Raw genomic sequence first — 26,832 nt, 5'->3', positions numbered from 1 at the left:
AAGAGTGGGCCTGATTGTTCGAAGCGACGGCCTGTAATCCGTCGCGGGATGTGAGCCTGAAGCGGTAGCGGACTGGCCCAGCCCACAGGCAAACCCCAAGTGAACCCCCATGAACACAGTATCGAAATACCGTGACGGCGAAGCCATGCCCGCGATTCGGGCTGCCGGCACTTCTCATCCGCTTCGGCTCCAGGCCGGCGCGGTGTTGCTGCTGAGCAATGCGCTGGTGTCGTTCGATGCCCTGGCCAGCGATGCCAATGACGTTTCGTCATCGACGTCATTCGACCAAACGATGCTGAGTCAACGCGGTATCGACCCTGGTCTCGCAACCCTGCTGCTGGCCGCTCCGCGCTTCACCACTGGCCGACATCCGATCACCCTCACAGTCAATGGTCTGCGCCATGGCCGGGTGGACGTCACGTTCAATGGGGAAGGTGACTTGTGCTTTGACCGTGCCCTGCTTGATGCGGCAAATCTGAGCGTGCCACTAGCCCCGGTCACCGACAGTGGCTGTTTCGATGTGCTGGCCACCTGGCCGCAAACACGAATCGAACAGGACCCGGCCAACCTCGGCCTGTCATTGATAGTGCCAACCAACGCAATACGTCCGACTGTCCGGGATATCTCCGGTTTTCAAACCGGAGGCATCGCGGGGTTGCTCAACTACGACGTCAACAGCCTTTACAGCCAATACGGCAGCCAGACAAATCGCTACACCTCAGCCAACACCGAGGTCGGCTTCAATGCCGGGGACTGGATTGTGCGCAGTCGCCAGGTGCAGACCTGGCAGAACGATGTGTCCCGTACCGCTCACCTGGCGGCTTACGCCCAGCGCACCTTTGCCAGTCATGAGACAGTGCTTCAAGCCGGTCAGATCAATCTCTACAACCCGGTGCTGGCCGGTGCGCAGATCACCGGCGTGCAAGTCATGACCGAGCAGGCCCTGCAGGTGGAAGGCCAAAGCACTCCCATCGAAGGGATTGCTCACAGCCAGGCTCAGGTCGAAATTCGGCAGAACGGTTCGCTTATCCACTCGACAGTGGTTCCGGCCGGTCCGTTTTCCCTGAGCAATGTGCGTCGGCTCGACAGTCGCTCTGACGTTGAAGTGACCGTCAAGGAAGCGGATGGCGGCGAGCAACAATTTACGGTTCCCGTCGCCATGCTCGGCGTTGGCCTGCCGGCTCCCGGCTTTTCGTTGGCCGCAGGCCAGGTGCGCAGTCTCGGCGATGCGCAAAGCGGCGAACCATGGGTGATCAGCGGCGGCTGGAGCGGCGCACTCAACCCGTATGCCCTGCTCAGCGCCGGCGCCACGGGAGCCACCGACTACCTTGCTGCAGGCGCAGGCCTTGGCTTGTTGCCATGGTCCGACACGCAGATCCAGACCACTCTGCAAACGACCGACACCCGTGCCCGCCAAACCGACAGAGGGCTGCAGGCCGATCTGAATTTATCGCAACGTTTGGGCGAACAGTGGTCGATCAATGCAGGCACTTCATATCGGACCTTCGGCTATCGCGAACTGTCGGAGGCGGTGTTCGACACTCAGTCGGAACGCAGCCAGTCGCGTTACCGCGATCAGCACAGCTTGTCACTGGCCTGGTCGACTCCCGGGCTTGGCGCGTTCAGCAGTGGCTTCAATCGCTCAACGACATTCGACGGACAAAGCAGCAGCCGCGTCCTCACGTCCTGGGGCACCAACATCAGAGGCGTGTCTGTCTCGGCCACAGCGCAAAGGCAAGTCAGCGGTACACAGCGCAACGATGACAGCGTTTATCTGAGCGTCAGTATTCCGCTAGGTGAAAACCGCCGGGTGCGCTCTTGGGTTCGCAGTTCCGCTGGCGAATACCGCAGCGGTGTCGGCTTGAACGAACAGGTCAATGACCAGTTGAGTTACCGGGTCGGTGTTGAGCACGACACACGAGACAAACAAGTGCAGTCCTCGGCGGGGGTTTCCCTGTTGCCGCGTTACAGCCAACTGGACTTGAGTTACACCCGCTCCGATGCCGAGCGCTCCAGTTACCAGGCTGGAGCACGTGGCGGCGCCGTGCTGCACGGCGATGGCTTGACGTTGTCGCCGTACCCCGTGCGGGACACTTTTGCGCTGCTCTCGGTAGGTGACGCCAGCGCTATCAAAGTCTCGACCCCCAGCGGTCCGGTCTGGACCGATTGGCAAGGCCAGGCCGTGGTGCCTCAAGTGACCGCCTATGGTCGCAGTCCGATTGAGGTCGACACCCGTTCGCTGCCGCGCAACCTCGATATCAACAACGGCCTGGCCGTGGTTTCCGCAGGGCGTGGTTCCGTCGACAAGGTCGAATTCGGGGTCACGCTGACCCGTCGCGCCTTGCTCAAAGTCACCACGGACAACGGTGCTCCCCTGCCCCGTGGCGCAACGGTAAGCACCGCAAACGGAGAGTTCGTAACGCTCGCTCAAGAAGGTGGATTGGTGTTTCTGCCCAACGCCCTGACTGCTCGCGACCTGTGGATAACCGCACCAGGACTGGAGCGCTGCGAACTGCGTTTCGAACTGCCGGCCAAGGCCAATACCCAGGTGTATTACGAGACCGCCCCCGCCCAGTGTCGAACACTTTAAGGATGACCCTACGAAGCTGTCCCACCCTTTGTTGCTGACACTCGGCACGCTGATGTTGAGCGGACTTGCGCCGCACGCCTCGGCCCTCGCCGATGAATGCAAGCTCACCCTCAGCCAGACAGTACTCGACTACGGCGTAATGAATCGGGCGATACGCGCCAATGGGCCCCAAGAGCGAACCTTGGGCGAGCGCCGATTGAGCCTGAACCTGAACTGCGCACAACCCACTGACATGACTCTGTTCTACCGTGCCATGGCCGCGACCGCCGAGCGTTTTCGCTTTACCGGGCACGGCAGCTATGCCGTGCGCATGAGTGACGCCGTACTCGATGGGCAACCGGTGGAACTGGGCTTGATTTCCGCCGCCGGCCAGGTACCGGAAGCAACCGCTTCGAGTCTGCTTTGGCGACCGCAGCAAGCCATCGTTCCGGTTCGGGGCGGTGTCACGGCGCAAGGGCAAAGTTTTTCGGCGCAACTGGAGCTGACAGCCTGGGCGCAGGAAAAAGCGTTGCAGGTACGTGACGCCGTTACCTGGGAAACCACCGGCCTGTTGGATGCGGTCGCTACGGGACGCTCGAGGGAGATAACCCTGCGCGCCAGTTTCGCGCCCACCGCGTGCAACGTGGAACTGTCCAATGGCGGCCTGGTGGATTTCGGTCAGCTATCGCAAAACGACCTGAACCCCGACAAGAGCACACGGCTGCCGCCCAAGGATTTAACCCTGCGGGTTGGCTGCGCCGCCCCGACACAATTTGCCCTGGTCATGCATGACAACCGCTCAGGCTCGGCGACGGTCAACAGCGAGATTTACTACGGGCTGGGTCTGGATCACCGCAGCAACAAGATCGGCCTGTATTCACTCAATGTCGATCCCGCCAACGCCAGCGCCGATAGCTTTACCCGCCTGTATCGAACCGACTCCACCACCCAAGGCGTGGCCTGGAGCACCTCCAGTCCGAACCCCATACCGTTCGCCCAGAAAAGCTACCTGGGTTTTACCGACAGTGCCGGCAGCACTTCAGGGCCGGCCTCGATCCAGAACCTCACAACCACGGTGACGGTGGATGCCGTGATCGCCCCCACCACGAGCCTGGACCTGAGTAGCGCCGTTCACCTCGACGGCTCGGGGACCATCGAAATTTTTTACCCGTAACACCCAACCTGCCTTGTTGAACCCGAGATGCACTCACGCGCCCCGGACCATTCAAGGTCAACAACGAAAGAAAGGAAGTTTCAACCATGAAAAAGTACTTCGCAGCACTCACTACAACGGCACTGATCGGTGCCGCACCTTACGCCATCGCCGCCTCGAACGTTGACCTGACGGTCAAAGGCCTCATCACGCCGGTCGCTTGCACGCCGACCTTGTCCAGTGGAGGTGTCATCGATCTGGGCAAGATCTCGTCTCAGGACCTTAATCGAGAAAGCAATACCATGGTTGGGTCACGTGAAATTCAACTAGTCGTAACCTGTAGTGCTCCAGCCAAGTTCGCACTGAATCCAATTGACAATAGAGACGGCACATCAATTGCTGATTGGTTTGGCCTTGGTCTGACCGATGACGGTCAACGATTGGGCTACTTTTCCACCAAAGTCAAGCAAGTCAAAGACGGGGTAACTTCGTTGGACGCAATCAGATCAAGCAACGGCGGATCAAGCTGGGTGAAAACAACGGATGCTGAAGCGGGATATCTCTTGTCCGTTGCTACTATTGGCAGCACCACACCAGTTGATGCAGAAGTTGTCACCTTTGACTTTGAGGTCAACACGTACATCGCCCGCGCCGACTCACTGACCCTGGACAACGAAGTCACCATTGATGGCTCCGCGACGTTCGAAGTGAAGTACCTCTAAGGGCCAAAGCGCTGGACCGTTCGCTGCCTGAATGAGCGAGCGGTTCAGCACCTATACCTTCTTCTCAAAAAGGAATTTACCGATGAAGCTTATCCCCACAGCCCTGACCGCAGCGCTATTGACGGGCATGGCGACTTGCGCCCTTGCGGCGTCTACCGCAAACCTGACAGTCAACGGCATCATCACCCCGGCCGCCTGCACGCCAACTTTTTCCAGCAACGGCCTCGTCGACTACGGAAAAATATCCCGGCAAGACCTGAGCATCGACAATAGGACGCGACTTCGCAACGAATCACTCGACCTCAACATCAACTGCAACATGCCTGCACGATTCGCATTGATCATGCGCGACAACCGAGATGGCTCGGCCATCGTCAACAGCGAGATCTACTACGGCCTTGAGTTCGACCGCAGCGGCAACAGGATCGGTATGTACTCACTGCAATTCGATCCCGCCAACACCGTAGTGGACGCTTGGCCGCAAGTGTATCGAACCGATTCCACCACAGGAGGGCAGGCATGGAGTACATCCAGGTCCAGCGCGATACCGGTTGGCGCCCAGAGCTATCTGGGTTTCACCAATGTTGCGGGCAGCACTGCCGGCCCCGTCGCGCTTCAGAGTCTGAGCAGTCGGGTCACACTCGTTACGTACATTGCTCCTACCTCAACGCTGGACCTGACTGATGATGCGACACTCGATGGCTCGGCGACGCTGGAGGTTGTCTATTTGTAGACGCCCCCATTGCATTTAAATCTTCTCGCTGCTGACCTGCACATACCGCGCCCGTCCGGCACCGAGCCCGGCGATGATCGCGCCAAGGCCGATGACACCAAAGATCCAGCCAACAGCGTTCCAGTCGCCGGTCCAGTCATGCACGATACCGACCGCGAACGGCCCCATCGACGCCAGGGTGTAACCGAACCCTTGGGCCATGCTCGACAGGTTCGCCGCCACGTGGGAGTCCCGCGAGCGCAGCACGATCAGGGTCAACGCCAGGCTGAACGTGGCGCCCTGCCCCAGACCCAGCACAATTGCCCAGCCCCACAAGCCTTCGATCGGCGCATACAGGCAACCGAACAATCCGCCGAGGGTCAGCACCATCACAATCACAATCGCCAGCCGCTGGTCCTTGCCGCGAGTTGCCAGCCATGGCGCCGCGAGCGAGCTGACCAGTTGCACGATCACCGAGCCAGACAGCACCAGCCCGGCCTGGGTCGGGGTCAGGCCGCGACCGATCAGAATCGACGGCAACCAGCCGAACACGATGTAGGCCAGGGACGATTGCAGGCCCATGTACAAGGTCACCTGCCAGGCCAGCGGGTCACGCAATAATCCCCGGACGCGGTAGGCGACATGATGCGCGCCGTGTTTCTGGCCGACTTGCGGCAGCCAGAACACTACAGCCGCTAACGCCGGGATAACCCAAAAGCCAAGGCCCATTGCCCAGCTCTTGTCGAAATGCTCGCTGAGGGGTACGGTCGCCCCCGCCGCCATCGCCGCGCCCAGGCACAGGGCCATGGTGTAGACGCCGGTCATGGTCCCGGCCTGATTCGGGAAATCACGCTTGACGATGCCCGGCAGCAAAACGCCGATCACGCCGATGCTGGCGCCGGCCAACACACTGCCAGCGAACAAGCCGATCTCGCCGAAGGAACTGCGCAGGATGATCCCGCCAGCGAGGGTTAGCAGAATCCCCAGCACGACTCGCTCGGCGCCAAAGCGGCGCGCCAGCACCGGCGCCAATGGCGCGAACAGGCCAAGGCACAGCACCGGCAACGTCGTCAGCAAACCGGCCTGGGACGCAGACAAACCGAGGGACTTCGACACATCGCTGAGCATCGGCGCCATGCTCGACAATGCCGGTCGCAGGTTCAAGGCCACCAGAATCAGACCCAGCAGCAACAACCATGGCCGGCGCAAAACCGGGTGACCGTGCTGGACCTGCTCATCATCGGCCTCGGCGTCGATCAGCAATTCTTCCAGCTCTGCCACGCGTTTTGCGGCTGTGGATAAATCACTGCGATGCATGGACTTCTCGGTTTCAAGGTTCATTGATCAACTGCCTCGACAGGGCTTTGGCGCGCTCCGGGTCGCGTTGTTCGACCGCATCGAGCAACTCGATGTGCAGGTCGAACACTTCCTGGCGGCGCGGAACAATGTTCAGCGTCTGACGCAAGTGCGCGCCGACGATGCTGGAGAAATAGCGATACAACTCGCTGAGGGTAGGGTTGTGCGCGGCGTCCACCAGACGGCGGTGAAACACCAGGTCGCAGGCGATGTAGGTGTCGAGATCGCCGTGGTAATGGCTGCCGCTGACTCCCAGCGCCTCGCGTAACGCCACCAGATCCTCATCGGTACGGCGCAATGCAGCCAGACCGATGGCCTCGACTTCAAGGATGTGCCGGGTTTCCCGCGCCTGCTCAAGAGAACAACGGGACAACGCCTTGAGCGTATCCAGCGGATCGATCACTGCCCGCAGGTAACTGCCGTCGCCCTGACGGATTTCGATCAGCCCGGAAAACGCCAACACACGCATGGCTTCGCGCACGGTGTTGCGACTGATGCCCAGCTCTGCGGACAGCTCGGGCTCGGTGGGCAAGCGCTGCCCGACGACCCAGACACCCTGGTTGATGCGCAGGCGTAATTGGTCCAGGGCCTGATCGACCAGGGATCGTTTAACCAGCGGAGAAATTTCTGACATTGAATTCACCCTCTCATCCAATCATCGGATGAATTTTCTGACATGTTAGTCAGCTTCGTCTGAGAGGACAAGCACCTAGGGTTAATGGGCGAGAAAGGAGCGGGATTTTCGATTGGTCAAAATTACCCTTTAAGGGTAATTTCAGGGATAGGGTTCACGGTTTCTTATGGAAAAGAACACACCCCATTACGACTTGGTGGCGATCAAGGAGGATGTCATGCGGCTAGGGACTAGAGCATTCACACGCACAGCCCAAGGGAATGGTTTCGCACTCGGCCTGGATCTCACAGGGATGCAAGAAGTCATTCTCAATCTACAACGCAACATGTTGTACAAATCGATGACGACCTATGACGATCACCGAGTCTGGCAAGACGTCTATCACATCAATTCACATGATCTGGAGATTTACATCAAGGTGTCATATCGCCCCGGCGGGCGCCCACCGGTGATCTCCTTCAAGGAGAAAAACACATGAATACACAGCAGTGTTTCAGTTGCGGAGCTCCGGAAGGCATGTTGCATTTCGAGGGACGGGGCGAAACCTTGAGCGTCAAGGGAATGGAACGTCGAATCGATGATTTGTCTGGTTGGGAGTGCCAGAAGTGCGGAGAGGTCGAGTTCGACGCCGAGTGCTCACAGCGTTTCTCAGACGCAGGAGATGAACTGGTTAGAGCCGGCAGACAGATGATCGGCAACGAGATGAGGAGAATCCGCCGCAAACTGCACCTGTCGCAAAAAGACGCTGTGCAACTGCTCTCCGGTGGCGGCCACAACGCGTTTTCTCGCTATGAGAGCGGTGAAGTACTGCCACCAAAGGCATTGATACTACTGATGCGTTTGCTGGATCGTTACCCGCATTTGCTCACCGACGCAAAGATTCTGGGTGAAGATGCGGACTTGAGACAATTCAAAACGACAGTGCACAAAGAGCATGAAACGCTCACGGTTTCCTGAATAGCAGACGTAGTAAAACAAACCCGGCGCGAGGCCGGGTCTGTTTTTGCGAGTCAGTCTGAGATCAATGCAGGATCTGGCTCAGGAACAGCTTGGTGCGCTCGTTCTGCGGTTTGTCGAAGAAGTCGTTTGGTGCAGCCTGTTCGACGATTTCGCCCTTGTCCATGAAGATCACGCGGTTGGCCACGGTACGGGCAAAGCCCATTTCGTGGGTTACGCAGAGCATGGTCATGCCGTCTTCGGCCAGGCCGATCATAGTGTCCAGCACCTCTTTCACCATCTCCGGGTCGAGTGCCGAAGTCGGTTCGTCGAACAGCATGATTTTCGGCTTCATGCACAGTGCACGGGCAATCGCCACACGCTGTTGCTGGCCACCGGACAGTTGCCCCGGGTACTTGTGCGCCTGCTCCGGAATGCGCACGCGCTCCAGGTAATGCATGGCAATTTCCTCGGCCTTGCGCTTGGGCATCTTGCGCACCCACATCGGCGCCAGGGTGCAGTTCTGCAAAATGGTCAGGTGCGGGAACAGGTTGAAGTGCTGGAACACCATGCCGACTTCACGACGGATCGCTTCGATCTGCTTAAGGTCGTTGGTCAGTTCCACGCCGTCGACCACGATGCGGCCCTGCTGGTGTTCTTCCAGACGGTTGAGGCAGCGGATGGTGGTGGACTTGCCGGAACCCGACGGGCCGCACAGGACGATTCGCTCGCCCTGCTTGACGTTGAGGTTAATGTCCTTGAGTACGTGAAACTGGCCGTACCACTTGTTCACGCCCTGCATCTGAATAATGCCTTCAGGGCTCACAGGCTGTTTGATTGCTTCGCTCATCACAAAACTTCCTAAATTAGGTAGCGACTTAGCGCTTGTGGCCAGTGTCGAGCTTGCGTTCCAGATGCATGGAATAGCGCGACATACCAAAACAGAAAATCCAGAACACCAGGGCGGCGAACACATAGCCTTCAGTCGCCATACCCAGCCATTTCGGGTCGGCAGCGGCTTGCTTGACGCTGTTGAGCAGGTCGAACAGGCCGATGATGATCACCAGGCTAGTGTCCTTGAACAGCGCAATGAAGGTGTTGACGATGCCGGGGATCACCAGCTTCAGGGCTTGCGGCAGAATCACCAGGCCCATGCTGCGCCAGTAGCCCAGCCCCATCGCTGACGCCGCTTCGTACTGACCTTTGGGAATCGCTTGCAGACCACCGCGCACCACTTCGGCAACGTAGGCCGACTGGAACAGGATCACACCGATCAGCGCCCGCAGCAGCTTGTCGAAGTTCATGCCTTCGGGCAGGAACAGCGGCAGCATCACCGAGGACATGAACAGCACCGTGATCAACGGCACACCGCGCCAGAACTCGATGAAGGTCACGCAGACCACCCGAATCGCCGGCAGGTTCGAACGACGGCCCAGGGCCAGGACAATCCCCAGCGGCAGCGCACCGGCAATACCGACGGTGGCGATGACCAGGGTCAGCATCAGGCCGCCCCACTGGCTGGTCGCCACGTTGGTCAGGCCGAAAATGCCGCCATGCAACAGGAAGTAGGCAATGATCGGGTACAACACCAGGAAGCCCAGCCCGTGCACCGCTTTATGGTGGAAGCGCGAGATGAACAACGGCGCCACGCCGATGACCGCCAGCCACACCGTCAGGTCCACGCGCCAGCGCAGTTCCGGCGGGTAGTAGCCATACATGAACTGGCCGAAACGCTGCTGGATGAACACCCAGCAAGCTCCGTCCTTGGTGCAGTCGGCGCGGGTGGTGCCCACCCAGTTGGCGTCGAGGATGGCCCACTGCAGGATCGGCGGCACCACCAGGTAGATGAGGTAGAACGCAAACAGGGTCAGCAGGGTGTTGAGCCAGCTGGAGAACATGTTCGCGCGCATCCACGCCACCACACCGATGCTGCGGCCCGGTGGAGGCATGTCAGGTTTGAAAGTATGAGTACTCATGCGCTATTCCTTACCGCTCGATCAGCGCAATGCGCTTGTTGTACCAGTTCATCAGCATGGAAATGCTGATACTGATCGCCAGGTACACGCTCATGGTGATGGCAATCACCTCGATCGCCTGCCCGGTCTGGTTCAGCACCGTACCGGCAAACAGCGAGACCATTTCCGGATAGCCGATACCGGCCGCCAGCGAGGAGTTCTTCGCCAGGTTCAGGTATTGGCTGGTCAGCGGTGGAATGATCACGCGCAAGGCTTGCGGGATGATCACCTTGCGCAAGGTCGGGCCGTTGCGCAGGCCAAGCGAATGCGCCGCTTCGGTCTGACCGTGGCTGACCGACTTGATGCCCGAACGTACGATCTCGGCGATGAACGCCGCGGTGTAAACGGTCAGCGCCAGCGTCAGCGCCAGCAGTTCCGGGATCAGTACCCAGCCGCCGATGAAGTTGAAGCCTTGCAGCTTCGGCATTTCCCAATGCAGCGGTGCACCGAAGATCAGTGCGCACAAGGCCGGGATCACCAGGAACAGCGCCAGGCCGGTCCAGAACTTGTGGAACGGCACACCGGTTTCTTCGAAGCGCTTGGTGGCCCAGCGGCTCATCAGCACGATGGCGACGATGGCCACGACGATGCTGATCACAAACGGCCAGAAGCCATCCGCCATCAACGCCGCCGGCATGTTCAGGCCACGGCTGCTGACGAAGAAGGTATCGCCGAAATTATGGCTGTTGCGCGGCCCCGGCATGGTCAGGAACACCGCGAAGTACCAGAACAGGATCTGCAGCAGCGGCGGGATGTTGCGGAAGACTTCCACGTACACCGTCGCCAGCTTGGCGATGATCCAGTTCTTCGACAGCCGCGCCACACCGACGATGAACCCCAGGATCGTCGCCAGGATCACGCCAATGAAGGTCACCAGCAAGGTATTGAGCAGGCCGATGACAAACACCCGGGCGTAAGTGTCCGCTTCGGTGTAGTCGATCAGGTGCTGGGCGATACCGAAACCGGCACTGCGCTCAAGAAAGTCGAAACCGGAGGTAATGCCCCGGTGCTGAAGGTTGGTTTGCGTGTTGTCGAACAGAAACCAGCCTAGCGAGACCACCCCGATAATCGTGATGATCTGGAATACCCACGCACGCACTCGTGGATCGCTGAGGCTGAGCCTCTGCTTTGGTGCGCCGATTGAATTTTGCATGAAGTGCCCCGGAAATAATGGAACAGAACATCACCCGGTGGTTGGCCCACCGGGTGATAGAACCATCAGCGCACTGGTGGTGCGTATTGAATGCCGCCAGCGTTCCACAGAGCGTTCAGCCCGCGGTCGATTTCCAGCGGAGTGCTCTTGCCGAGGTTTTTCTCGAACACTTCGCCGTAGTTGCCGACTTGTTTGACGATCTGCACGACCCAGTCTTTCTTCACTTTCAGGTCTTTGCCGTATTCACCGTCGGTGCCGAGCAGACGGGCAACGTCTGGGTTCTTGGTGCCCTTGGCTTCGGCTTCTACGTTCTTCGAAGTGATGCCGGCTTCTTCAGCGTTGAGCATGGCGTAGCCAGTCCAGCGCACGATAGCCAGCCACTCGTCGTCACCATTACGCACGACCGGGCCCAGAGGCTCCTTGGAAATGGTTTCCGGCAGAACCACGTAGTCCTTCGGCGAAGCCAGCTTGCTGCGCTGGGCGAACAGCTGGGATTTGTCGGAGGTCAGCACGTCGCAACGACCGGATTCCAGCGACTTGGCGCTCTCGTCGGAGGTGTCGAACGTGATCGGGGTGTACTTCAGGCCGTTGCCGCGGAAGTAGTCGGAAACGTTCAGTTCGGTGGTGGTACCGGCCTGGATGCAGATGGTCGCGCCGTCCAGCTCTTTAGCGCTTTTCACGCCCAGCTTGTTGTTTACCAGGAAGCCGATGCCGTCGTAGTAAGTGATGAAGCCAGGAAATTTCAGGCCCATGCCCGCATCACGGGAGCTGGTCATGGTGGTGTTGCGCGACAGAATGTCGATTTCGCCGGATTGCAGCGCGGTGAAGCGCTCCTTGGCGTTCAACTGGCTGAACTTGACCTTGGTCGCGTCGCCGAAGACGGCAGCCGCTACTGCACGGCAGTAGTCAGCATCGATACCTACGATTTTGCCGGTGGAATCCGGAACCGAGAAGCCTGGCAGGCCATCGCTGACGCCACACTGCACGAAACCTTTCTTCATCACTGCATCCAGGGTTGCGCCCGCCTGGGCAAACCCGCTGACACCGAGTACCGCGGCTGCAGTCACGATAGCCAGGGTGGATTTCAACATCTTCATTCAAACCTCCAGTTTTGCTCTTGTTGTGTCGGAGCGTGAGTCCTGTCGCACCCTTTTGAGGCGTAGTTGACCCTTGTTGGCTTGTTTTGGGGTCAACCGACGTAAGACGTTAGCTTTGAGTCTAGTAGGAGAAAATCCACGTCATGGAAAACTCACTCTCACCAGTCGGCCGAACGGGCTGTAGCCCTTTCACGTTCGCTAAGCCCCGTAGCGGCCATTGGCGAACATCCATCACCGGATTCATTGCTATCCCACAGTCGGCAGTACACTGATAGTGTTACCGCCGGGCGCGAGATGGGTTGCACCGTTTCCCCATAGCAAAGCTCGTACCACACCGCCTACTAAAGCGGTTCAGCAGCAGGTCAATAGCAAAACTTGTACCCTTGCGACATCTTCTTAACGGATCAACCAGACGCGCACTTGGATCACGCACTTAATGAGCGCGCGCGCACAACATTGGAGCAGCCATGACCAACCCCTTGATTCTTGAACCCGTCAAGACCGCAGACGCCTGCGTCATTTGGCTGCATGGCCTGGGCGCCGACCGCTATGACTTCCTGCCGGTGGCCGAAGCGCTACAGGAAAGCCTGCTGAGCACCCGCTTCGTTTTGCCCCAGGCACCGAGCCGCGCCGTGACCATCAATGGCGGTTACGAGATGCCGAGCTGGTACGACATATTGGCCATGAGCCCGGCACGCGCGATCAATCGCGAACAACTCGAAGAGTCGGCCAACTGGATTATCGAACTGCTTGAGACGCAGCGCGCCAGCGGAATAGACGCCTCGCGGATCTTTCTGGCAGGTTTTTCCCAGGGCGGTGCCGTGGTATTCCACACCGCATTTCTGAAATGGCAGGGACCACTGGGTGGCATCATTGCCCTTTCTACTTATGCACCAACCTTCAGCAATGAACTGGAACTGTCCGCCAGCCAGCAGCGCATTCCCGTACTGTCGATGCACGGCCAATACGACGATGTGGTGCAAAACTCGATGGGACGCAGCGCCTACGAGCATTTGAAGCAGCGTGGTGTCACCGTGACATGGCAGGAATACCCAATGGGCCACGAAGTGTTACCCGAAGAAATTCGCGACATCGGCACATGGCTCGCCGAGCGTTTGCGTTAAGCATTCCTGTTTAAAAGCGCCCTTTGATCCATCCCACTACGCCGCGCCTGATTCTTGCATTACACTGGCCGGCGTACATTCCTTAACCAATTGATGAGATGACCGTGCTCAAAGCACTCAAGAAAATGTTCGGTAAAAGCGAGACTGAGCAACTCGCGCCAGTTCCCAGCCCTGCGTCTCACGCTCCCGGCCACCGCACCGACGGTAATCAGCCTGAACGGGCCGCCCCCGCTGCTGCACCCAAGCATGAGCCGAAGACCGCAAAAGCTGCCCAGCCTGCGGAAGTAACAGCCCCGGAGCAGCCACTCAGCGAAACGCCGAAACCCGCCAAACCGCGTCGCGAACCCAAGCCCAAAGCGCCGGTCATCCCGTGGAAACTCGAAGACTTCGTCGTCGAACCCCAGGAAGGCAAAACCCGCTTCCACGATTTCAAACTCGCCCCTGAACTGATGCACGCCATCCAGGACCTGGGCTTCCCGTATTGCACGCCGATCCAGGCCCAGGTGCTGGGCTTCACCCTCGCGGGCAAAGACGCCATCGGCCGCGCCCAGACCGGTACCGGCAAGACCGCTGCGTTCCTGATCTCGATCATCACCCAATTGCTGCAAACCCCGCCGCCGAAAGAGCGCTACATGGGTGAGCCACGGGCGCTGATCATCGCGCCGACCCGCGAACTGGTGGTGCAGATCGCCAAGGACGCTGCCGACCTGACCAAGTACACCGGCCTCAACGTCATGACGTTCGTCGGCGGCATGGACTTCGACAAGCAACTCAAGCACCTCGAAGCCCGCCACTGCGACATCCTCGTGGCCACGCCGGGCCGCCTGCTGGACTTCAACCAGCGCGGCGACGTGCATCTGGACATGGTCGAAGTGATGGTGCTGGACGAAGCCGACCGCATGCTCGACATGGGCTTCATCCCGCAAGTGCGCCAGATCATTCGCCAGACGCCGCCGAAGGCCGAGCGTCAGACGCTGCTGTTCTCGGCGACCTTCACCGAAGACGTGATGAACCTGGCCAAGCAATGGACCACCGACCCGTCGATCGTCGAGATCGAGTCGCAGAACGTGGCCAACGAAAACGTCGAACAGCACATCTACGCCGTGGCCGGTGCCGACAAGTACAAACTGCTCTACAACCTGGTCAACGACAATGGTTGGGAGCGGGTGATTGTCTTCGCCAACCGCAAGGATGAAGTACGGCGCATCGAAGAACGCCTGGTGCGCGACGGCATCAATGCCGCGCAACTGTCCGGCGACGTGCCGCAGCACAAGCGCATCAAGACCCTGGAAGGTTTCCGCGAAGGCAAGATCCGCGTACTGGTCGCCACCGACGTGGCCGGTCGCGGCATCCACATCGACGGCATCAGCCACGTGATCAACTTCACCCTGCCGGAAGTGCCGGACGACTACGTGCACCGCATCGGGCGTACCGGTCGTGCTGGCGCCGACGGTGTGTCCATCAGCTTTGCCGGTGAAGACGACTCCTACCAGTTACCGTCCATCGAGGAAAAACTGGGGCGCAAGATCAGCTGTGAAACACCACCGACGCATCTGTTGCGGGCGGTGGAGCGCAAGCGTCCGCACTGAGTGACGTAGCAAGAGGAAGCGCAGCCGGAAACGGACTGCGCTTTTTTTTCGCCCGGATATTGTTAGATACAACTAAAAGTCCATAATAGACAAATTAGTTTACTTCCAGCTCCGGAGCCGACCATGTCCAGTACGCCCCAAGTGATCACCCAAGCCCAGGCTCGCGAGCTACTGGCGCAGGTCGACGTGCCGCAGATCCTGCGCAAAATGTTTCGTGACCTGGCGGCCGGGCAAGCCGTGCAACCGGCACAACAACTGGTTGAATTTCCCCAGGGCGCCGGCGACTTCATCAACTACCTGGGCGTGCTGGCTGAAGACGGCGTATACGGGATCAAGACGTCGCCGTACATCGTCCGAGAACAGGGACCGCTGGTGACGGCGTGGACACTGTTGATGTCGATGCAAACCGGCCAGCCACTGTTGCTGTGCGATGCAGGCGAATTGACCACGGCACGCACCGCTGCGACCACGGCTGTGGCCGTCGATGCCCTCGCGCCGCTCAAGGCCAATCGCCTGGCCATCATCGGCAGCGGTAAAGTGGCCCAGGCGCACCTGCATTACGTGAAAGGCCTGCGCGACTGGCAGAGCATCAACCTGTACTCGCCGAGCCTGAGCGAAGATGCCGAGACCGTGAGCCTGCTGAAAAACATCGAGCCACGCCTGAACATCGTCGACAGTCGCGAAGCCGCCGTGCAGGACGCCGAGGTGATCATGCTCTGCACCTCATCCGCCGGTCCGGTGATCGATCCGTCGAGCTTGCGCAAACCGGCGCTGATCACCTCCATCAGCACCAACGCGCCGCGCGCCCACGAAGTGCCGCCGCAGTGCCTCAACGACATGCAGGTGTTCTGCGACTATCGCCTGACCACCCCGGGCTCGGCCGGTGAAATGCTGATCGCCGCCGAGCAGCACGGTTGGGACAGGAGCGCGATTGTCGGCGACCTGCCGGACCTGCTCAGCGAAAAAGTCCAGCGCCCGGATTACGATCGCCACGTGTTTTTCCGCTCCATCGGCCTGGGCCTGGAAGACATTGCGCTGGCCAATGCCATCTACCACCTATCGCACTGACACCACAAAACCTGTGGGAGCGGGCTTGCTCGCGAATAGGGTCTGACATTCACCTGAGATGTTGACTGCCACACTGCTTTCGCGAGCAAGCCCGCTCCCACAGGGGATTACTACAATTTCAGCATCGCGCTTCACAGGAGACGTTCATGAGCCAGGCAGATTTCATCATCATCGGCGGCGGGATTGCCGGCGCTTCCACCGGTTTCTGGTTGTCGCAGCATGGCCGCGTGATCGTGCTCGAACGCGAATCCCATCCAGCCTATCACTCCACCGGTCGTTCGGCCGCGCTGTACACCGCAGCCTACGGTACCCCGCAAGTGCGGGCATTGACCCTGGCCAGCCGGGACTTTTTCGACAACCCGCCCAGCGGCTTCTGCGAACACCCATTGCTGACCCCGCGCGGCGAAATGACTGTGGATTTCACCGGTGACCCGGACGAATTGAACAGGCAATATCAGAGCGCCAAAACCACGGTGCCGGAGATGCAATTACTCAGCACCGACGAGGCCTGCAAGCGGGTGCCAATCCTGCGCCGGGAAAAAGTCCACGGCGCCATCTACGATCCGACCGCCAGCGACATCGACACCGATGCCCTGCACCAGGGCTATTTACGCGGTATCCGCCGCAATCAGGGCGAAGTACACACCGACAGCGAAGTGGTCAGCCTGAGCCGCGATGACCAAGGTACATGGCACGTCCAGACCAGCAGCCAGACGTTCAGCGCACCGATCATCATCAACGCCGCCGGTGCCTGGGCCGACAAGATCGGCGAACTGGCCGGCGCGAAGCCACTGGGCCTGCAACCAAAACGCCGTGCCGCGTTCATCTTCGCCGGCCCCGAAGGCGTGGACATCCACCATTGGCCGATGCTGGTCAGCCTCGACGAATCCTTCTACATGAAACCCGACGCCGGGATGTTCCTCGGCTCGCCGGCCAACGCCGACCCGGTGGAACCTCACGACGTGCAGCCCGAAGAACTGGACATTGCCATGGGCATCTACCAGATCGAAGAAGCCACCACCCTGAGCATTCGCCGCCCGACCCGGACCTGGGCCGGCCTGCGCAGCTTCGTCAGCGACGGCGACTTGCTGTCCGGCTTCGATCCACAGGTGCCGGGGCTGTTCTGGGTCGCGGCACAAGGCGGTTATGGCATCCAGACCTCGCCCGCCATGGGCCAGGCCAGCGCGGCACTGGTACGTGGCGCAGCGTTGCCCGAGTCGCTCGGCCGCTTCGGCCTGAGTGCCGAAATGCTCTCCCCCGCCCGCCTCGGCTGATCCTGATCCTCAGGTGACGTGCCCCCACGATTACGGCACACTTTCAGCGTCCCTTTGATGGGGCGCTGACGCTGCCTGGAGTTCCACTGTATGAACGCCCCCGAAAAAGACTCCGCCCCGGACACCACGTCGCTGGATAACTACCGGGCGATCGCCGATGCCATCGCCACGCTGTTCTTTCCCCACGCCGAAGTGGTGCTGCACGACCTGCGCACGCAAAAGGTCGACTACATCGCCAACAACCTGTCCAAGCGGGAAATCGGCGACGACTCGGCGCTGGAAGACATGCTCAGCGACGATGTCAGCGAACGAAACATCGGACCGTACGAAAAGCTCAACTGGGATGGTCAGAAGATTCGCAGCCTCAGCACGGTGCTACGCGACAGCGAGGGTCATCCGCTGGCGGTGCTGTGCATCAACCTGAATATTTCGCTGTTCGAGAATGCCAAGGCCGCTCTGGATCTGTTCCTGTCGCCGACCAAGCTGATCCCGCAACCGGACTCACTGTTTCGCGATGACTGGCAGGAACGGATCAACACCTTCCTCCACGCCTGGCTGCGCGAACGTCAGTTGAGCCTGAATCTGCTGACCCGCGACCACAAGCGTGAGCTGGTGCTGGCGTTGCACGCCGAAGGCGCCTTCAAGGGCAAAAGTGCGTCGAACTATGTGGCCAATGTGCTGAACATGGGGCGGGCGACGGTGTACAAGCATTTGAAGGAATTGAAGGGCTAGGCCCTTAGGCTTGTGCTGTCTGATCTGGCCTCTTCGCGAGCAAGCCCGCTCCCACACTGGATCTGCAAACACAGGTCCATTGTGGGAGCGGGCTTGCTCGCGAAAGCGGACTATCAGTCGCCGTAGATGTCCGACTTGAAGTACTTCTCGGAAATCTTCTGGTACTCGCCACTGCTGCGAATGCCATCAATGGCCGTGTTCAGCTCGCTGACCAACTCGGTGTTGCCCTTGCGCACGGCAATCCCGGCACCCTCGCCCACATACTTCGGATCTTTCAGCTCCGGCCCGACAAAGGCGTAACCCTTGCCACGCGGCATCGACAGGAAGTCATTGAGCGGAATGGTGTCGGCAAAAATCGCATCGAGGCGACCGGCTGCCAGATCCATGTAGATTTCTTCGTTGTTGCTATAGCGCTTGACGTTGATGCCCTTGGGCTCGAACACCTCGGTAGCGTAACGGTCGGTGGTGGTGGCGCGCTGCACGCCAATGGTCTTGCCCTTGAGGCTGGCGTACTGGTCATCCACCACCGCGCCATCCTTCATCACCAGGCGTGACGAAGTGAAATAGTACTTGTGGGTGAAGTCCACCGACTTCTTGCGGTCTTCATTGATGGTCATGGACGACAGCGCCATGTCGATTTTCTTCACTTTCAGGGAAGGAATCAGACCGTCGAACTCGCCTTCGACCCACACGCACTTGGCCTTCATCTGCGCGCACAGCGCGTTACCGATGTCGTAGTCGAAACCGACGATCTCGCCTTTATCGGTTTTCGAAGCGAACGGTGGATACGCGGCTTCGATGCCGATACGCAAGGTTTTCTCGGCGGCGAACACAGAACTGCACGCCAACAGGCTCAAGGCCAGACCGGTGATGAGGGGGAACTTCTTCATGTTCGTTTTCTCGCGGTTGTTGTTGGTTTGGCAAGACAGAAGAAAAAGCTGAAGCGGGTGGAAATTTTTTGTACTTATAATTCCATCTTGGACTTTTATGTATTGGTCGTCAATCAGGCAAATGCAGACCGTGCCGGCCGGTGGTCGGGTGGTGGTTCTGCAAGGTATTGGGTGAGTCAGATGGCCCCTTCGCGAGCAAGCCCGCTCCCACAAGGTTCTGTGTCGTACACAAAATTTGTATTCAACCAAATCCATTGTGGGAGCGGGCTTGCTCGCGAAGGCTGACTTGAGAACGCCGCAGGAGTTACTGCTTCCAGCGATCCGCCGCCGCATGATCACTGTCACGCCCCTCGACCCAACGCGGTCCGTCACTGGTGTTTTCTTTCTTCCAGAACGGTGCGCGGGTTTTCAGGTAATCCATGACAAAGGCACAGGCGTCGAATGCCGCCTGACGATGGGCGCTGGCGGCGCCAACGAAGACAATCGGCTCGCCCGGTTCCAGGGCGCCTATACGGTGCAACACTTCCAGCTTGAGCAAGGGCCAGCGCTGTTCAGCCTCGATGGCAATCTTGCCGAGGGCCTTTTCGGTCATGCCCGGATAATGTTCGAGGAACATCCCGGCGACGTCCAGGCCGTCATTGAAATCGCGCACGTAGCCGACAAAACTCACCACTGCACCCACACCGACATTGGCGTCGTGCATGGCGTTGACTTCAGCCCCCGGATCGAACGCTGTGGACTGCACGCGAATGGCCATGGCTCAGCCTCCGGTCACAGTCGGAAAGAACGCCACTTCATCGCCCTCGCTGACCGGCTCGTCGAGCTGGCAGAGGTCTTCGTTGCGGGCGCACATCAGGTTCTGCTCGCTCAACACCTCGGCACCGTCACGCTGGGCCAAGAGTGCGCGGACGTCGTCGACGGTAGCGAAATCACCTTGAACCTTCACCGAGTCCAGCCCCAGCGCTTCACGATAACGGGCGAAAAACTTCACGGTCACGTTCATGGCTGCTCCGCCTGGAAATGACCGCTCTTGCCGCCAACCTTTTCCAGCAGACGCACACTTTCGATGCTCATGCCACGGTCCACGGCCTTGCACATGTCGTAGATCGTCAGTGCGGCGACGCTGGCGGCAGTCAGGGCCTCCATCTCGACGCCGGTCTGTCCGGACAGCTTGCAGCGCGCCACGATGCGCACTGAATCGTCGCCTTCGGCACTGAGCTCGACCTTGACACCGGTCAGCATCAGCGGATGGCACAGGGGAATCAGATCGCTGGTTTTCTTTGCAGCCTGGATGCCGGCAATGCGCGCCACGGCAAACACATCACCCTTGGGGTGGCCCCCGCTGACGATCATCTGCAGGGTTTCGGGCAGCATGCGCACCAGCGCTTGGGCCGTCGCCTCACGGAACGTCACGGCTTTTTCGGTGACGTCGACCATGTTGGCGCGACCTTGGGAATCGAGATGAGTCAGCACGGATTTACTCCTGATCAGGAGCATCGATTGTAAACCTGTGGGTCAATTTTTCGCACGCACGATTGTCGGCCCACCACAAACCAATGTGGGAGCGGGCTTGCTCGCGAAAGCGGCGGGTCAGTCGATGCATGGGTGACTGATCCTCCGCTTTCGCGAGCAAGCCCGCTCCCACAGGTTTTTCATACTTCCACAAAAAACCGGGCGGCTGTTGGGCCGCCCGGTTTCGGTGGACAGTTACAAATGCGATTCGGCGTATTCGGCCAGGATCGAACGTGGTACCCCTTGCAGGGTGATGTGCACCCCGTTCGGGAAGTCCTTGAAGCGTTCAGTGAGGTAGGTCAGCCCGGAGCTGGTCGCGGACAGGTAAGGGGTGTCGATCTGTGCCAGGTTGCCCAGGCACACCACTTTGGAACCGGCGCCGGCACGGGTGATGATGGTTTTCATCTGGTGCGGCGTGAGGTTCTGGCATTCGTCGATCAAAATCAGGCTCTGCTGGAAGCTGCGGCCCCGGATGTAGTTGAGGGATTTGAACTGCAACGGCACTTTGCTGAGGATGTAGTCGACGCTGCCATGGGTGCTTTCGTCATCCATGTGCAAGGCTTCGAGGTTGTCAGTGATGGCGCCCAGCCACGGCTCCATTTTTTCCGCCTCGGTGCCGGGCAGGAAGCCGATTTCCTGGTCCAGGCCCTGCACGCTGCGGGTGGCGATGATGCGGCGATAACGTTTGCTGACCATGGTCTGCTCGATCGCAGCGGCCAGCGCCAGGATGGTTTTACCCGAACCCGCGGCACCCGACAGGTTGACCAGGTGGATATCCGGGTCGAGCAAGGCGTACAACGCCAGGCTCTGATAGATATCACGCGGCTTCAGGCCCCAGGCTTCCTGGTGCAGCAGCGGTTCCTGGTGCAGGTCGAGGATCAGCAACCGGTCCTCTTCGATCTCCTTGATCCAGCCGACAAAGCCCTGTTCATCAATGATGAACTCGTTGATGTGCACCGCCGGCAGGTTGTCGATCAACTGCACCTGGTGCCAGGTGCGGCCATGGTCCTGACGGGTTTCGACATTCCTCACACGATCCCAGAAGGAGCCGGTCATGTTGTGATAACCGTTGGGCAGCAGCGATACGTCGTCAACCAGTTGGTCGGTACTGTAATCCTCGGCTGCGATCCCGCAGGCGCGCGCCTTGAGGCGCATGTTGATGTCTTTGGTGACCAGCACCACGGGCTTCTTCGGGTCGCGCGCGTGCAGATCGATCAGTTGGTTGATGATTTTGTTGTCATTCAGGTGCTCGGGCAGAATCAGGTTCGGCTCGGCATGCTTGCTCATCAGAATTGACAGCAAACCCTTGGGTCCGCTTTTGCCACGCTGGATCGGCACACCCTGCTCGACGTCCTCGGGTGAGGCATCGCCCAGGGTCTTGTCGATCAGGCGGATGGCCTGGCGGCATTCGGCAGCAACGCTGTGATGCCCGCTCTTGAGCTTGTCGAGCTCCTCAAGCACGGTCATCGGGATCGCGACGTGGTGTTCTTCGAAGTTAAGCAGCGCGTTTGGATCGTGAATCAATACGTTGGTATCGAGTACATAAAGGATTGGCTGGTTGGAAGAAGAGCTACGTCCGTGATCATCCATACTCGGTCACCTTTGTGGGAGCCAGTCGACGCAATACCTTGGCGGTGCTGCGCCTCGAAGTGACTGCCGAATACACCTGCGGGGACTCAAGTGTTCTGCCTGCATAGCTGGGTCTTGGGAGACGCCACCTGTGTTGCAGGTTTCGGCGGTCTGTCTTCGTAATACTCCAAAACGTGTGACAGAAAAAAGTACTTTGACGCTTTTTTGAAGTTTATTTTTCAGAATGACCAATAGCACTTGGCGGACTGCCATCACCCGTTTACAGTCGGAAGTCCACCTGCACCGAATTCCCCTGCAAAATCGCCAAAAACCCAACGTTTACTGGGTCTGGGCGTTTCAGCGAAACGCATCCTGGCAATCTTCCCAGCCGATCCCGACAGGCGCCGTTTGCGTAACCAGCCACGGCAACGCCGTTTTCACCCCATCCTGCTTCACGTTGAAATTGATTACCCCGTGCCGCCACAGCAGCATCAGGGTCAGCACCCGTTGCGCACTCGGGTTGCCCTTGAGTTTGCCGGCGCCGTCCTGGGCGTCGATGTCCCACAGCGCTACCTGCAAACCCTGAGTCTTGAAGAAGCTTTCGGCATCGGAACGGCGCTGGCCATCAGGCGGACGGAACAGCGGCACGTAGTTCTCCGGCAGTTTGCTTTTGACCAGTTCGGCACTGCGGCGCACCGAGTCTTGCCAGTCCTGCCAGTGGCTGTGGGAGCGGAACTCCCAGCCTTGTACGCCAATGCACTGGGTTGAGTAGGTCGCTTGCAGCTCACTCACCGAATGTCCGGCCAACCGGGCCTGGATGTCCTTGCCGAGGACGAAGAATGTCCCGCTCATGTTCGACTTGCGCAGGTACTCGGTGACCCAGGCGGTGTTATCCGGCACGGCGTTGGCGGCGCTGTCGAAGCTCAGCAGAAACAGCCGGTCATGCATCTCGTCGCCGGTGCGCTCATAGTCGCCAAAACGATCGACTTCGCTGCTGGTTTGCGGGAACAGCGCGGCCTTGCGCAACTGCTCGTCCAGGTACTGGGTGTGAAACACACGGCTCGGCTCGGCCCACTTGATGTAGTAGCTGTCTGCACCGACCTGAAACTTGGCAGCTTGCTCGCGCAAGGTGGGCATGTCTTCGACCAGAAAACAGAACGAGGCATCCTGGTCGCAACTCTGTTGGGCGAAGTTGTAGTTGGCCAGCAGCCGTTGCCACATGCGCTGGCGAACCCGGTTGACCGACTCCAGATTGATCTTGCGCAGGCCCAGGCGCTGGGCCAGGGCGGATTCATCCAGCGACTCGCTGGCCAACAGGACACTGGAAAACATCAGGATCTCAGCCCTCGACGCCACGTCGAACAGCGTCGGGTTGCCGAGTTTTTCTGGCCAGGTACTACGATCAAGCGTCGCCACATCGCCCGGTGCCGCGATGGCAGCGACGCTCAGTAGCCAGGCCGAGATGAGCAAAACAATACGCAATGGGATGTCTCCATAACAAAACCCGCGCGGCACTATAGCTGATCCAGACACAACTCCCGCAGCAACACTGAACCTCTGTGGGAGCGGGCTTGCTCGCGAAAGCGGTATGACATTCACCAAAAATGTCGACTGATACACCGCATTCGCGAGCAAGCCCGCTCCCACAGGTTCAGCGCATGACCACCGGCCATCACCTATGGATGCCATAGCTGGAGTCAACGACGACAACCCCCTAGAATCGCCGCCACGATTAAAGGAGACGACTTCATGCTGATGGTGATTTCACCCGCCAAGACCCTCGACTATGAAACACCGCCGGCGACCCAGCGCTTCACCCAGCCGCAGTACCTTGACCACTCCCAGGAACTGATCCTGCAATTGCGCGAGCTGACGCCGGCGCAAATCAGCGAATTGATGCACGTCTCCGACAAGATCGGCGGGCTCAACGCCGCTCGTTTCGGCAGCTGGACGCCCGCGTTCACCCCGGAAAACGCCAAGCAGGCACTGCTGGCCTTCAAGGGCGACGTGTACACCGGCCTGAATGCACAAACCTTCAGCGAGGCCGATTTCGACTATGCCCAGCAGCATCTGCGCATGTTGTCCGGCCTGTACGGACTGCTGCGCCCGCTGGACCTGATGCAACCCTACCGCCTGGAAATGGGCACCAGACTGGCCAACGCCCGGGGCAAGGACTTGTATGCGTTCTGGGGTACACGCATCAGCGAATGGCTGAACGAAGCCCTGGTCGATCAAGGCGACGACGTACTGCTCAACCTGGCCTCCAACGAGTATTTCTCGGCGGTCAAACGCAGCGCCCTGAACGCACGCATCATCAATACCGAGTTCAAGGACCTGAAGAACGGCCAGTACAAGATCATCAGCTTCTACGCGAAAAAGGCCCGCGGCCTGATGAGTCGCTTCGTCATCGAAGAACGCATCAACGATCCGGCTGCCCTCAAGCAATTCGACATTCAGGGTTATCGCTACAGCGCCGAGCAGTCCAAACCGGACAATTTGGTATTCCTGCGCGATCACGCACCAGAGTGATGCATCCAGTCGGCGCACGACTCCCACAACTCTCGTGCGCCGACCTTGGATTCACTTCAGACTTCCCCGCCTTTTTCGCCATATTTATGGCGCCAAAAAATCACCACTCTATTTCTTAACTTTAGTTTCACTCGACTTCGATCTTTTTTTTCAGTAGTGGCACTGAAAAAATTTTCCCATAGTGGCAAAAAAGTATCCGCCCCAATTATCTGCCTATATATAAAGGGCGAAACGGCAAGTGCTATCAGTTTGAGAGCAGTGCCATCTTTCTCAATATTTCAAAAAATTTCAGATTTCACGATGGGCGGACTGGAACTATGTCAAAACGCGCCGCTCATACCACCCGTAACGATTCTCGCCGAGCGTGTACGAGATAACTTACGCAGATAAGCGATTCTTGTAGCGAAGTTGTAATACTAACTTGCGCTGACTAATCACTGATTTGGACAACAGCAAGCGGACAGGAGATAAAGCGGTATGACTATCCCCTACAAGGCCACGGCAGCGCCCCTATAAACGTGCTCACCCGAGCACCCAACCGCTTGATCCACGGGCTTTCGGCCCGAGATCAAGCGTGCAAGACCTTTTTGCACCTGCATCCCCTGAAAGGAGGATCGGCTGCATAACAGGGCAAATTATAATAACAAGGCCTAGTTACGCACACCTTGAGTGCATTTATTTAGACACTCGTAACTTATATGCCAGCACGCGGCATCGTTGCGCCTGTAAGGCGTACTTGCGAGTGCACTATCACCGCTGAACACCATTAACTCCGGCCATCTAATGGCTTGATGAATACAGGCTTGATAACAGAGAGGTAATTGCGATGCGCATCAGCATTTTTGGTTTGGGTTACGTCGGCGCAGTATGTGCCGGTTGCCTGTCTGCACGGGGTCATGACGTCGTCGGCGTCGATGTGGCCAAAGACAAGATCGATATGATCAATGCCGGCAAATCGCCGATTGTTGAACCGGGCCTGGGCGAACTTCTGGCCCAGGGCATCCAGACCGGTCGTCTGCGCGGTACCACCAACTTCGCCGAGGCGATTCGCGACACCGATCTGTCGATGATCTGCGTGGGCACGCCGAGCAAAAAGAACGGCGATCTGGAGCTGAACTACATCGAGGCGGTGTGCCGCGAAATCGGTTTTGTCCTGCGTGACAAATCCACCCGCCACACCATCGTCGTGCGCAGCACCGTGCTGCCGGGCACCGTGGCCAACGTGGTCATCCCGATTCTCGAAGACTGCTCCGGCAAAAAGGCCGGTGTTGATTTCGGCGTGGCCGTGAACCCTGAGTTCCTGCGCGAAAGCACCGCCATTGCCGACTACGACCAGCCGCCAATGACCGTCATCGGCGAATTCGACAAAGCGTCCGGCGACGTTCTGCAGTCGCTGTACGAAGAGCTCGACGCACCGATCATCCGCAAGGACATCGCGGTCGCCGAGATGATCAAGTACACCTGCAACGTGTGGCACGCCACCAAGGTCACCTTCGCCAACGAAATCGGCAACATCGCCAAGGCGGTCGGCGTCGACGGTCGCGAAGTGATGGACGTGGTCTGCCAGGACAAGACCCTCAACCTGTCCCAGTACTACATGCGCCCGGGCTTCGCCTTCGGCGGCTCGTGCCTGCCAAAGGACGTGCGTGCCCTGACCTACCGCGCCGGTTCCCTGGACGTGGAAGCGCCGTTGCTCAACTCGCTGATGCGCAGCAACGAATCCCAGGTGCAGAACGCGTTCGACATCGTTTCCAGCCATGACAAACGCAAAGTCGCCCTGCTGGGCTTGAGCTTCAAGGCCGGCACCGACGACCTGCGCGAAAGCCCGCTGGTCGACCTGGCGGAAATGCTGATCGGCAAAGGCTACGACCTGAGCATCTACGACAGCAACGTCGAGTACGCCCGCGTTCACGGTGCCAACAAGGACTACATCGAGTCGAAGATCCCGCACGTCTCGTCGTTGCTCAACGCCGACTTCGACGCGGTGATCAACAACTCCGACGTGATCATCCTCGGCAACCGCGACGAGAAGTTCCGCGCTCTGGTGCAGGACGTTCCACAAGGCAAGCAGGTGATTGACCTGGTTGGCTTCATGTCCAAGGCCACCAGCACCAATAGCCGGGCCGAAGGTATCTGCTGGTAAGGCAGCCGCAAGCTTCAAGCTCCAAGCCGCAAGTTCAAAGCTCCTCGCTTGGGGC

25 protein-coding genes are annotated in these 26,832 nt (G+C 59.1%); 13 read left to right on the top strand and 12 right to left on the bottom strand.

All coding sequences use genetic code 11. The features are described 5' to 3' along the window. The first annotated feature begins 109 nt into the window (after positions 1-109). The 4 genes from PMI28_RS07240 (at position 110) to PMI28_RS07255 (ending at position 5,177) form a co-directional block, all read left to right on the top strand. On the top strand, positions 110-2,590 hold the full coding sequence (locus tag PMI28_RS07240; RefSeq protein ID WP_007989995.1) for a fimbria/pilus outer membrane usher protein: 2,481 nt from the start codon (positions 110-112) through the stop codon (positions 2,588-2,590). Between the two features lie 52 nt (positions 2,591-2,642). Then, complete coding sequence (locus tag PMI28_RS07245; protein WP_007989993.1) at positions 2,643-3,743, top strand: DUF1120 domain-containing protein; 1,101 nt, start codon at positions 2,643-2,645, stop codon at positions 3,741-3,743. A gap of 86 nt (positions 3,744-3,829) precedes the next feature. Next, complete coding sequence (locus tag PMI28_RS07250) at positions 3,830-4,444, top strand: DUF1120 domain-containing protein (RefSeq protein WP_007989991.1); 615 nt, start codon at positions 3,830-3,832, stop codon at positions 4,442-4,444. An 82-nt stretch (positions 4,445-4,526) separates the two neighbouring features. After that, complete coding sequence (locus PMI28_RS07255) at positions 4,527-5,177, top strand: DUF1120 domain-containing protein (RefSeq protein ID WP_007989989.1); 651 nt, start codon at positions 4,527-4,529, stop codon at positions 5,175-5,177. A 15-nt stretch (positions 5,178-5,192) separates the two neighbouring features. Here the strand turns inward: PMI28_RS07255 and PMI28_RS07260 are convergent, their stop codons facing one another. Together PMI28_RS07260 and PMI28_RS07265 are read right to left on the bottom strand one after the other, a co-directional pair. After that, positions 5,193-6,497 (bottom strand): CynX/NimT family MFS transporter, encoded by a 1,305-nt coding sequence (locus PMI28_RS07260; protein WP_007989987.1) that lies wholly within the window; start codon positions 6,495-6,497, stop codon positions 5,193-5,195. Next, positions 6,487-7,146, bottom strand: a complete 660-nt coding sequence (locus PMI28_RS07265) for a FadR/GntR family transcriptional regulator (RefSeq protein ID WP_007989985.1) — start codon at positions 7,144-7,146, stop codon at positions 6,487-6,489. The genes PMI28_RS07260 and PMI28_RS07265 overlap by 11 nt, the downstream gene beginning before the upstream one ends. A 166-nt stretch (positions 7,147-7,312) precedes the next feature. On the opposite strand from PMI28_RS07265, the gene PMI28_RS07270 reads away from it, so the two are divergent. Continuing rightward, positions 7,313-7,624, top strand: a complete 312-nt coding sequence (locus PMI28_RS07270; protein WP_033063540.1) for a type II toxin-antitoxin system MqsR family toxin — start codon at positions 7,313-7,315, stop codon at positions 7,622-7,624. After that, positions 7,621-8,103 (top strand): type II toxin-antitoxin system MqsA family antitoxin, encoded by a 483-nt coding sequence (locus PMI28_RS07275; protein ID WP_007989981.1) that lies wholly within the window; start codon positions 7,621-7,623, stop codon positions 8,101-8,103. Before PMI28_RS07270 ends, PMI28_RS07275 begins: the two co-directional genes overlap by 4 nt. Before the next feature lie 64 nt (positions 8,104-8,167). On the opposite strand, the gene PMI28_RS07280 is transcribed toward PMI28_RS07275, so the two are convergent. The 4 genes from PMI28_RS07280 to PMI28_RS07295 form a co-directional block, all read right to left on the bottom strand. Then, positions 8,168-8,932 (bottom strand): amino acid ABC transporter ATP-binding protein, encoded by a 765-nt coding sequence (locus PMI28_RS07280; RefSeq protein WP_007989979.1) that lies wholly within the window; start codon positions 8,930-8,932, stop codon positions 8,168-8,170. A gap of 28 nt (positions 8,933-8,960) precedes the next feature. Further along, a complete protein-coding gene (locus PMI28_RS07285) occupies positions 8,961-10,058 on the bottom strand; it encodes an amino acid ABC transporter permease (RefSeq protein WP_007989977.1) in 1,098 nt (365 codons plus the stop codon). Between the two features lie 10 nt (positions 10,059-10,068). Next, the gene (locus PMI28_RS07290; RefSeq protein ID WP_007989975.1) at positions 10,069-11,250 is read right to left on the bottom strand and encodes an amino acid ABC transporter permease; all 1,182 of its coding nucleotides are present in this window, start codon (positions 11,248-11,250) and stop codon (positions 10,069-10,071) included. A gap of 65 nt (positions 11,251-11,315) precedes the next feature. Next, positions 11,316-12,347 (bottom strand): amino acid ABC transporter substrate-binding protein, encoded by a 1,032-nt coding sequence (locus PMI28_RS07295; RefSeq protein WP_007972676.1) that lies wholly within the window; start codon positions 12,345-12,347, stop codon positions 11,316-11,318. Between the two features lie 467 nt (positions 12,348-12,814). Here PMI28_RS07295 and PMI28_RS07300 point away from each other — a divergent pair, with 467 nt between their 5' ends. The 5 genes from PMI28_RS07300 (at position 12,815) to PMI28_RS07320 (ending at position 18,134) form a co-directional block, all read left to right on the top strand. Continuing rightward, positions 12,815-13,471 carry an alpha/beta hydrolase gene (locus PMI28_RS07300; RefSeq protein ID WP_007989972.1) on the top strand — a complete coding sequence of 219 codons (657 nt, stop codon included), beginning with the start codon at positions 12,815-12,817 and terminating at the stop codon, positions 13,469-13,471. Between the two features lie 98 nt (positions 13,472-13,569). Then, on the top strand, positions 13,570-15,060 hold the full coding sequence (rhlB, locus tag PMI28_RS07305) for an ATP-dependent RNA helicase RhlB (protein WP_007989970.1): 1,491 nt from the start codon (positions 13,570-13,572) through the stop codon (positions 15,058-15,060). A gap of 123 nt (positions 15,061-15,183) precedes the next feature. Continuing rightward, positions 15,184-16,128: an ornithine cyclodeaminase family protein gene (locus tag PMI28_RS07310; RefSeq protein WP_007989968.1), complete on the top strand. Its 945-nt coding sequence runs from the start codon at positions 15,184-15,186 to the stop codon at positions 16,126-16,128. A 146-nt stretch (positions 16,129-16,274) separates the two neighbouring features. Beyond that, the gene (locus PMI28_RS07315; RefSeq protein WP_007989966.1) at positions 16,275-17,402 is read left to right on the top strand and encodes an NAD(P)/FAD-dependent oxidoreductase; all 1,128 of its coding nucleotides are present in this window, start codon (positions 16,275-16,277) and stop codon (positions 17,400-17,402) included. Positions 17,403-17,492: 90 nt separating this feature from the next. Then, positions 17,493-18,134 carry a helix-turn-helix transcriptional regulator gene (locus tag PMI28_RS07320; RefSeq protein WP_007989964.1) on the top strand — a complete coding sequence of 214 codons (642 nt, stop codon included), beginning with the start codon at positions 17,493-17,495 and terminating at the stop codon, positions 18,132-18,134. A 113-nt stretch (positions 18,135-18,247) separates the two neighbouring features. Here PMI28_RS07320 and PMI28_RS07325 read toward each other — a convergent pair whose 3' ends face one another. The 6 genes from PMI28_RS07325 to PMI28_RS07350 all read right to left on the bottom strand — a co-directional run bounded on the left by PMI28_RS07325 (position 18,248) and on the right by PMI28_RS07350 (position 23,587). Further along, positions 18,248-19,024 carry an ABC transporter substrate-binding protein gene (locus tag PMI28_RS07325; protein ID WP_007989962.1) on the bottom strand — a complete coding sequence of 259 codons (777 nt, stop codon included), beginning with the start codon at positions 19,022-19,024 and terminating at the stop codon, positions 18,248-18,250. A 304-nt stretch (positions 19,025-19,328) separates the two neighbouring features. Then, positions 19,329-19,781 (bottom strand): molybdopterin synthase catalytic subunit MoaE, encoded by a 453-nt coding sequence (gene moaE, locus PMI28_RS07330; protein WP_007989960.1) that lies wholly within the window; start codon positions 19,779-19,781, stop codon positions 19,329-19,331. A 3-nt stretch (positions 19,782-19,784) separates the two neighbouring features. Then, on the bottom strand, positions 19,785-20,027 hold the full coding sequence (gene moaD / locus PMI28_RS07335; protein WP_007989957.1) for a molybdopterin converting factor subunit 1: 243 nt from the start codon (positions 20,025-20,027) through the stop codon (positions 19,785-19,787). Then, on the bottom strand, positions 20,024-20,497 hold the full coding sequence (gene moaC / locus PMI28_RS07340) for a cyclic pyranopterin monophosphate synthase MoaC (protein ID WP_007989955.1): 474 nt from the start codon (positions 20,495-20,497) through the stop codon (positions 20,024-20,026). Before moaC ends, moaD begins: the two co-directional genes overlap by 4 nt. Before the next feature lie 234 nt (positions 20,498-20,731). Further along, on the bottom strand, positions 20,732-22,126 hold the full coding sequence (locus tag PMI28_RS07345) for a PhoH family protein (protein WP_007989953.1): 1,395 nt from the start codon (positions 22,124-22,126) through the stop codon (positions 20,732-20,734). A gap of 336 nt (positions 22,127-22,462) precedes the next feature. After that, positions 22,463-23,587 (bottom strand): polysaccharide deacetylase family protein, encoded by a 1,125-nt coding sequence (locus PMI28_RS07350; RefSeq protein WP_007989952.1) that lies wholly within the window; start codon positions 23,585-23,587, stop codon positions 22,463-22,465. Between the two features lie 267 nt (positions 23,588-23,854). On the opposite strand from PMI28_RS07350, the gene yaaA reads away from it, so the two are divergent. Continuing rightward, on the top strand, positions 23,855-24,634 hold the full coding sequence (gene yaaA / locus PMI28_RS07355; RefSeq protein WP_007989950.1) for a peroxide stress protein YaaA: 780 nt from the start codon (positions 23,855-23,857) through the stop codon (positions 24,632-24,634). Positions 24,635-25,460: 826 nt separating this feature from the next. After that, entirely contained in the window at positions 25,461-26,777 is a 1,317-nt protein-coding gene (locus tag PMI28_RS07360; protein ID WP_007989949.1) for a nucleotide sugar dehydrogenase, read from the top strand. The last annotated feature ends 55 nt before the right edge of the window (positions 26,778-26,832 follow it).

The sequence above is a fragment of the Pseudomonas sp. GM48 genome (assembly GCF_000282335.1).
Taxonomy (GTDB): Bacteria; Pseudomonadota; Gammaproteobacteria; order Pseudomonadales; family Pseudomonadaceae; genus Aquipseudomonas.
This window is presented reverse-complemented; position numbering and strand designations above follow the sequence as displayed.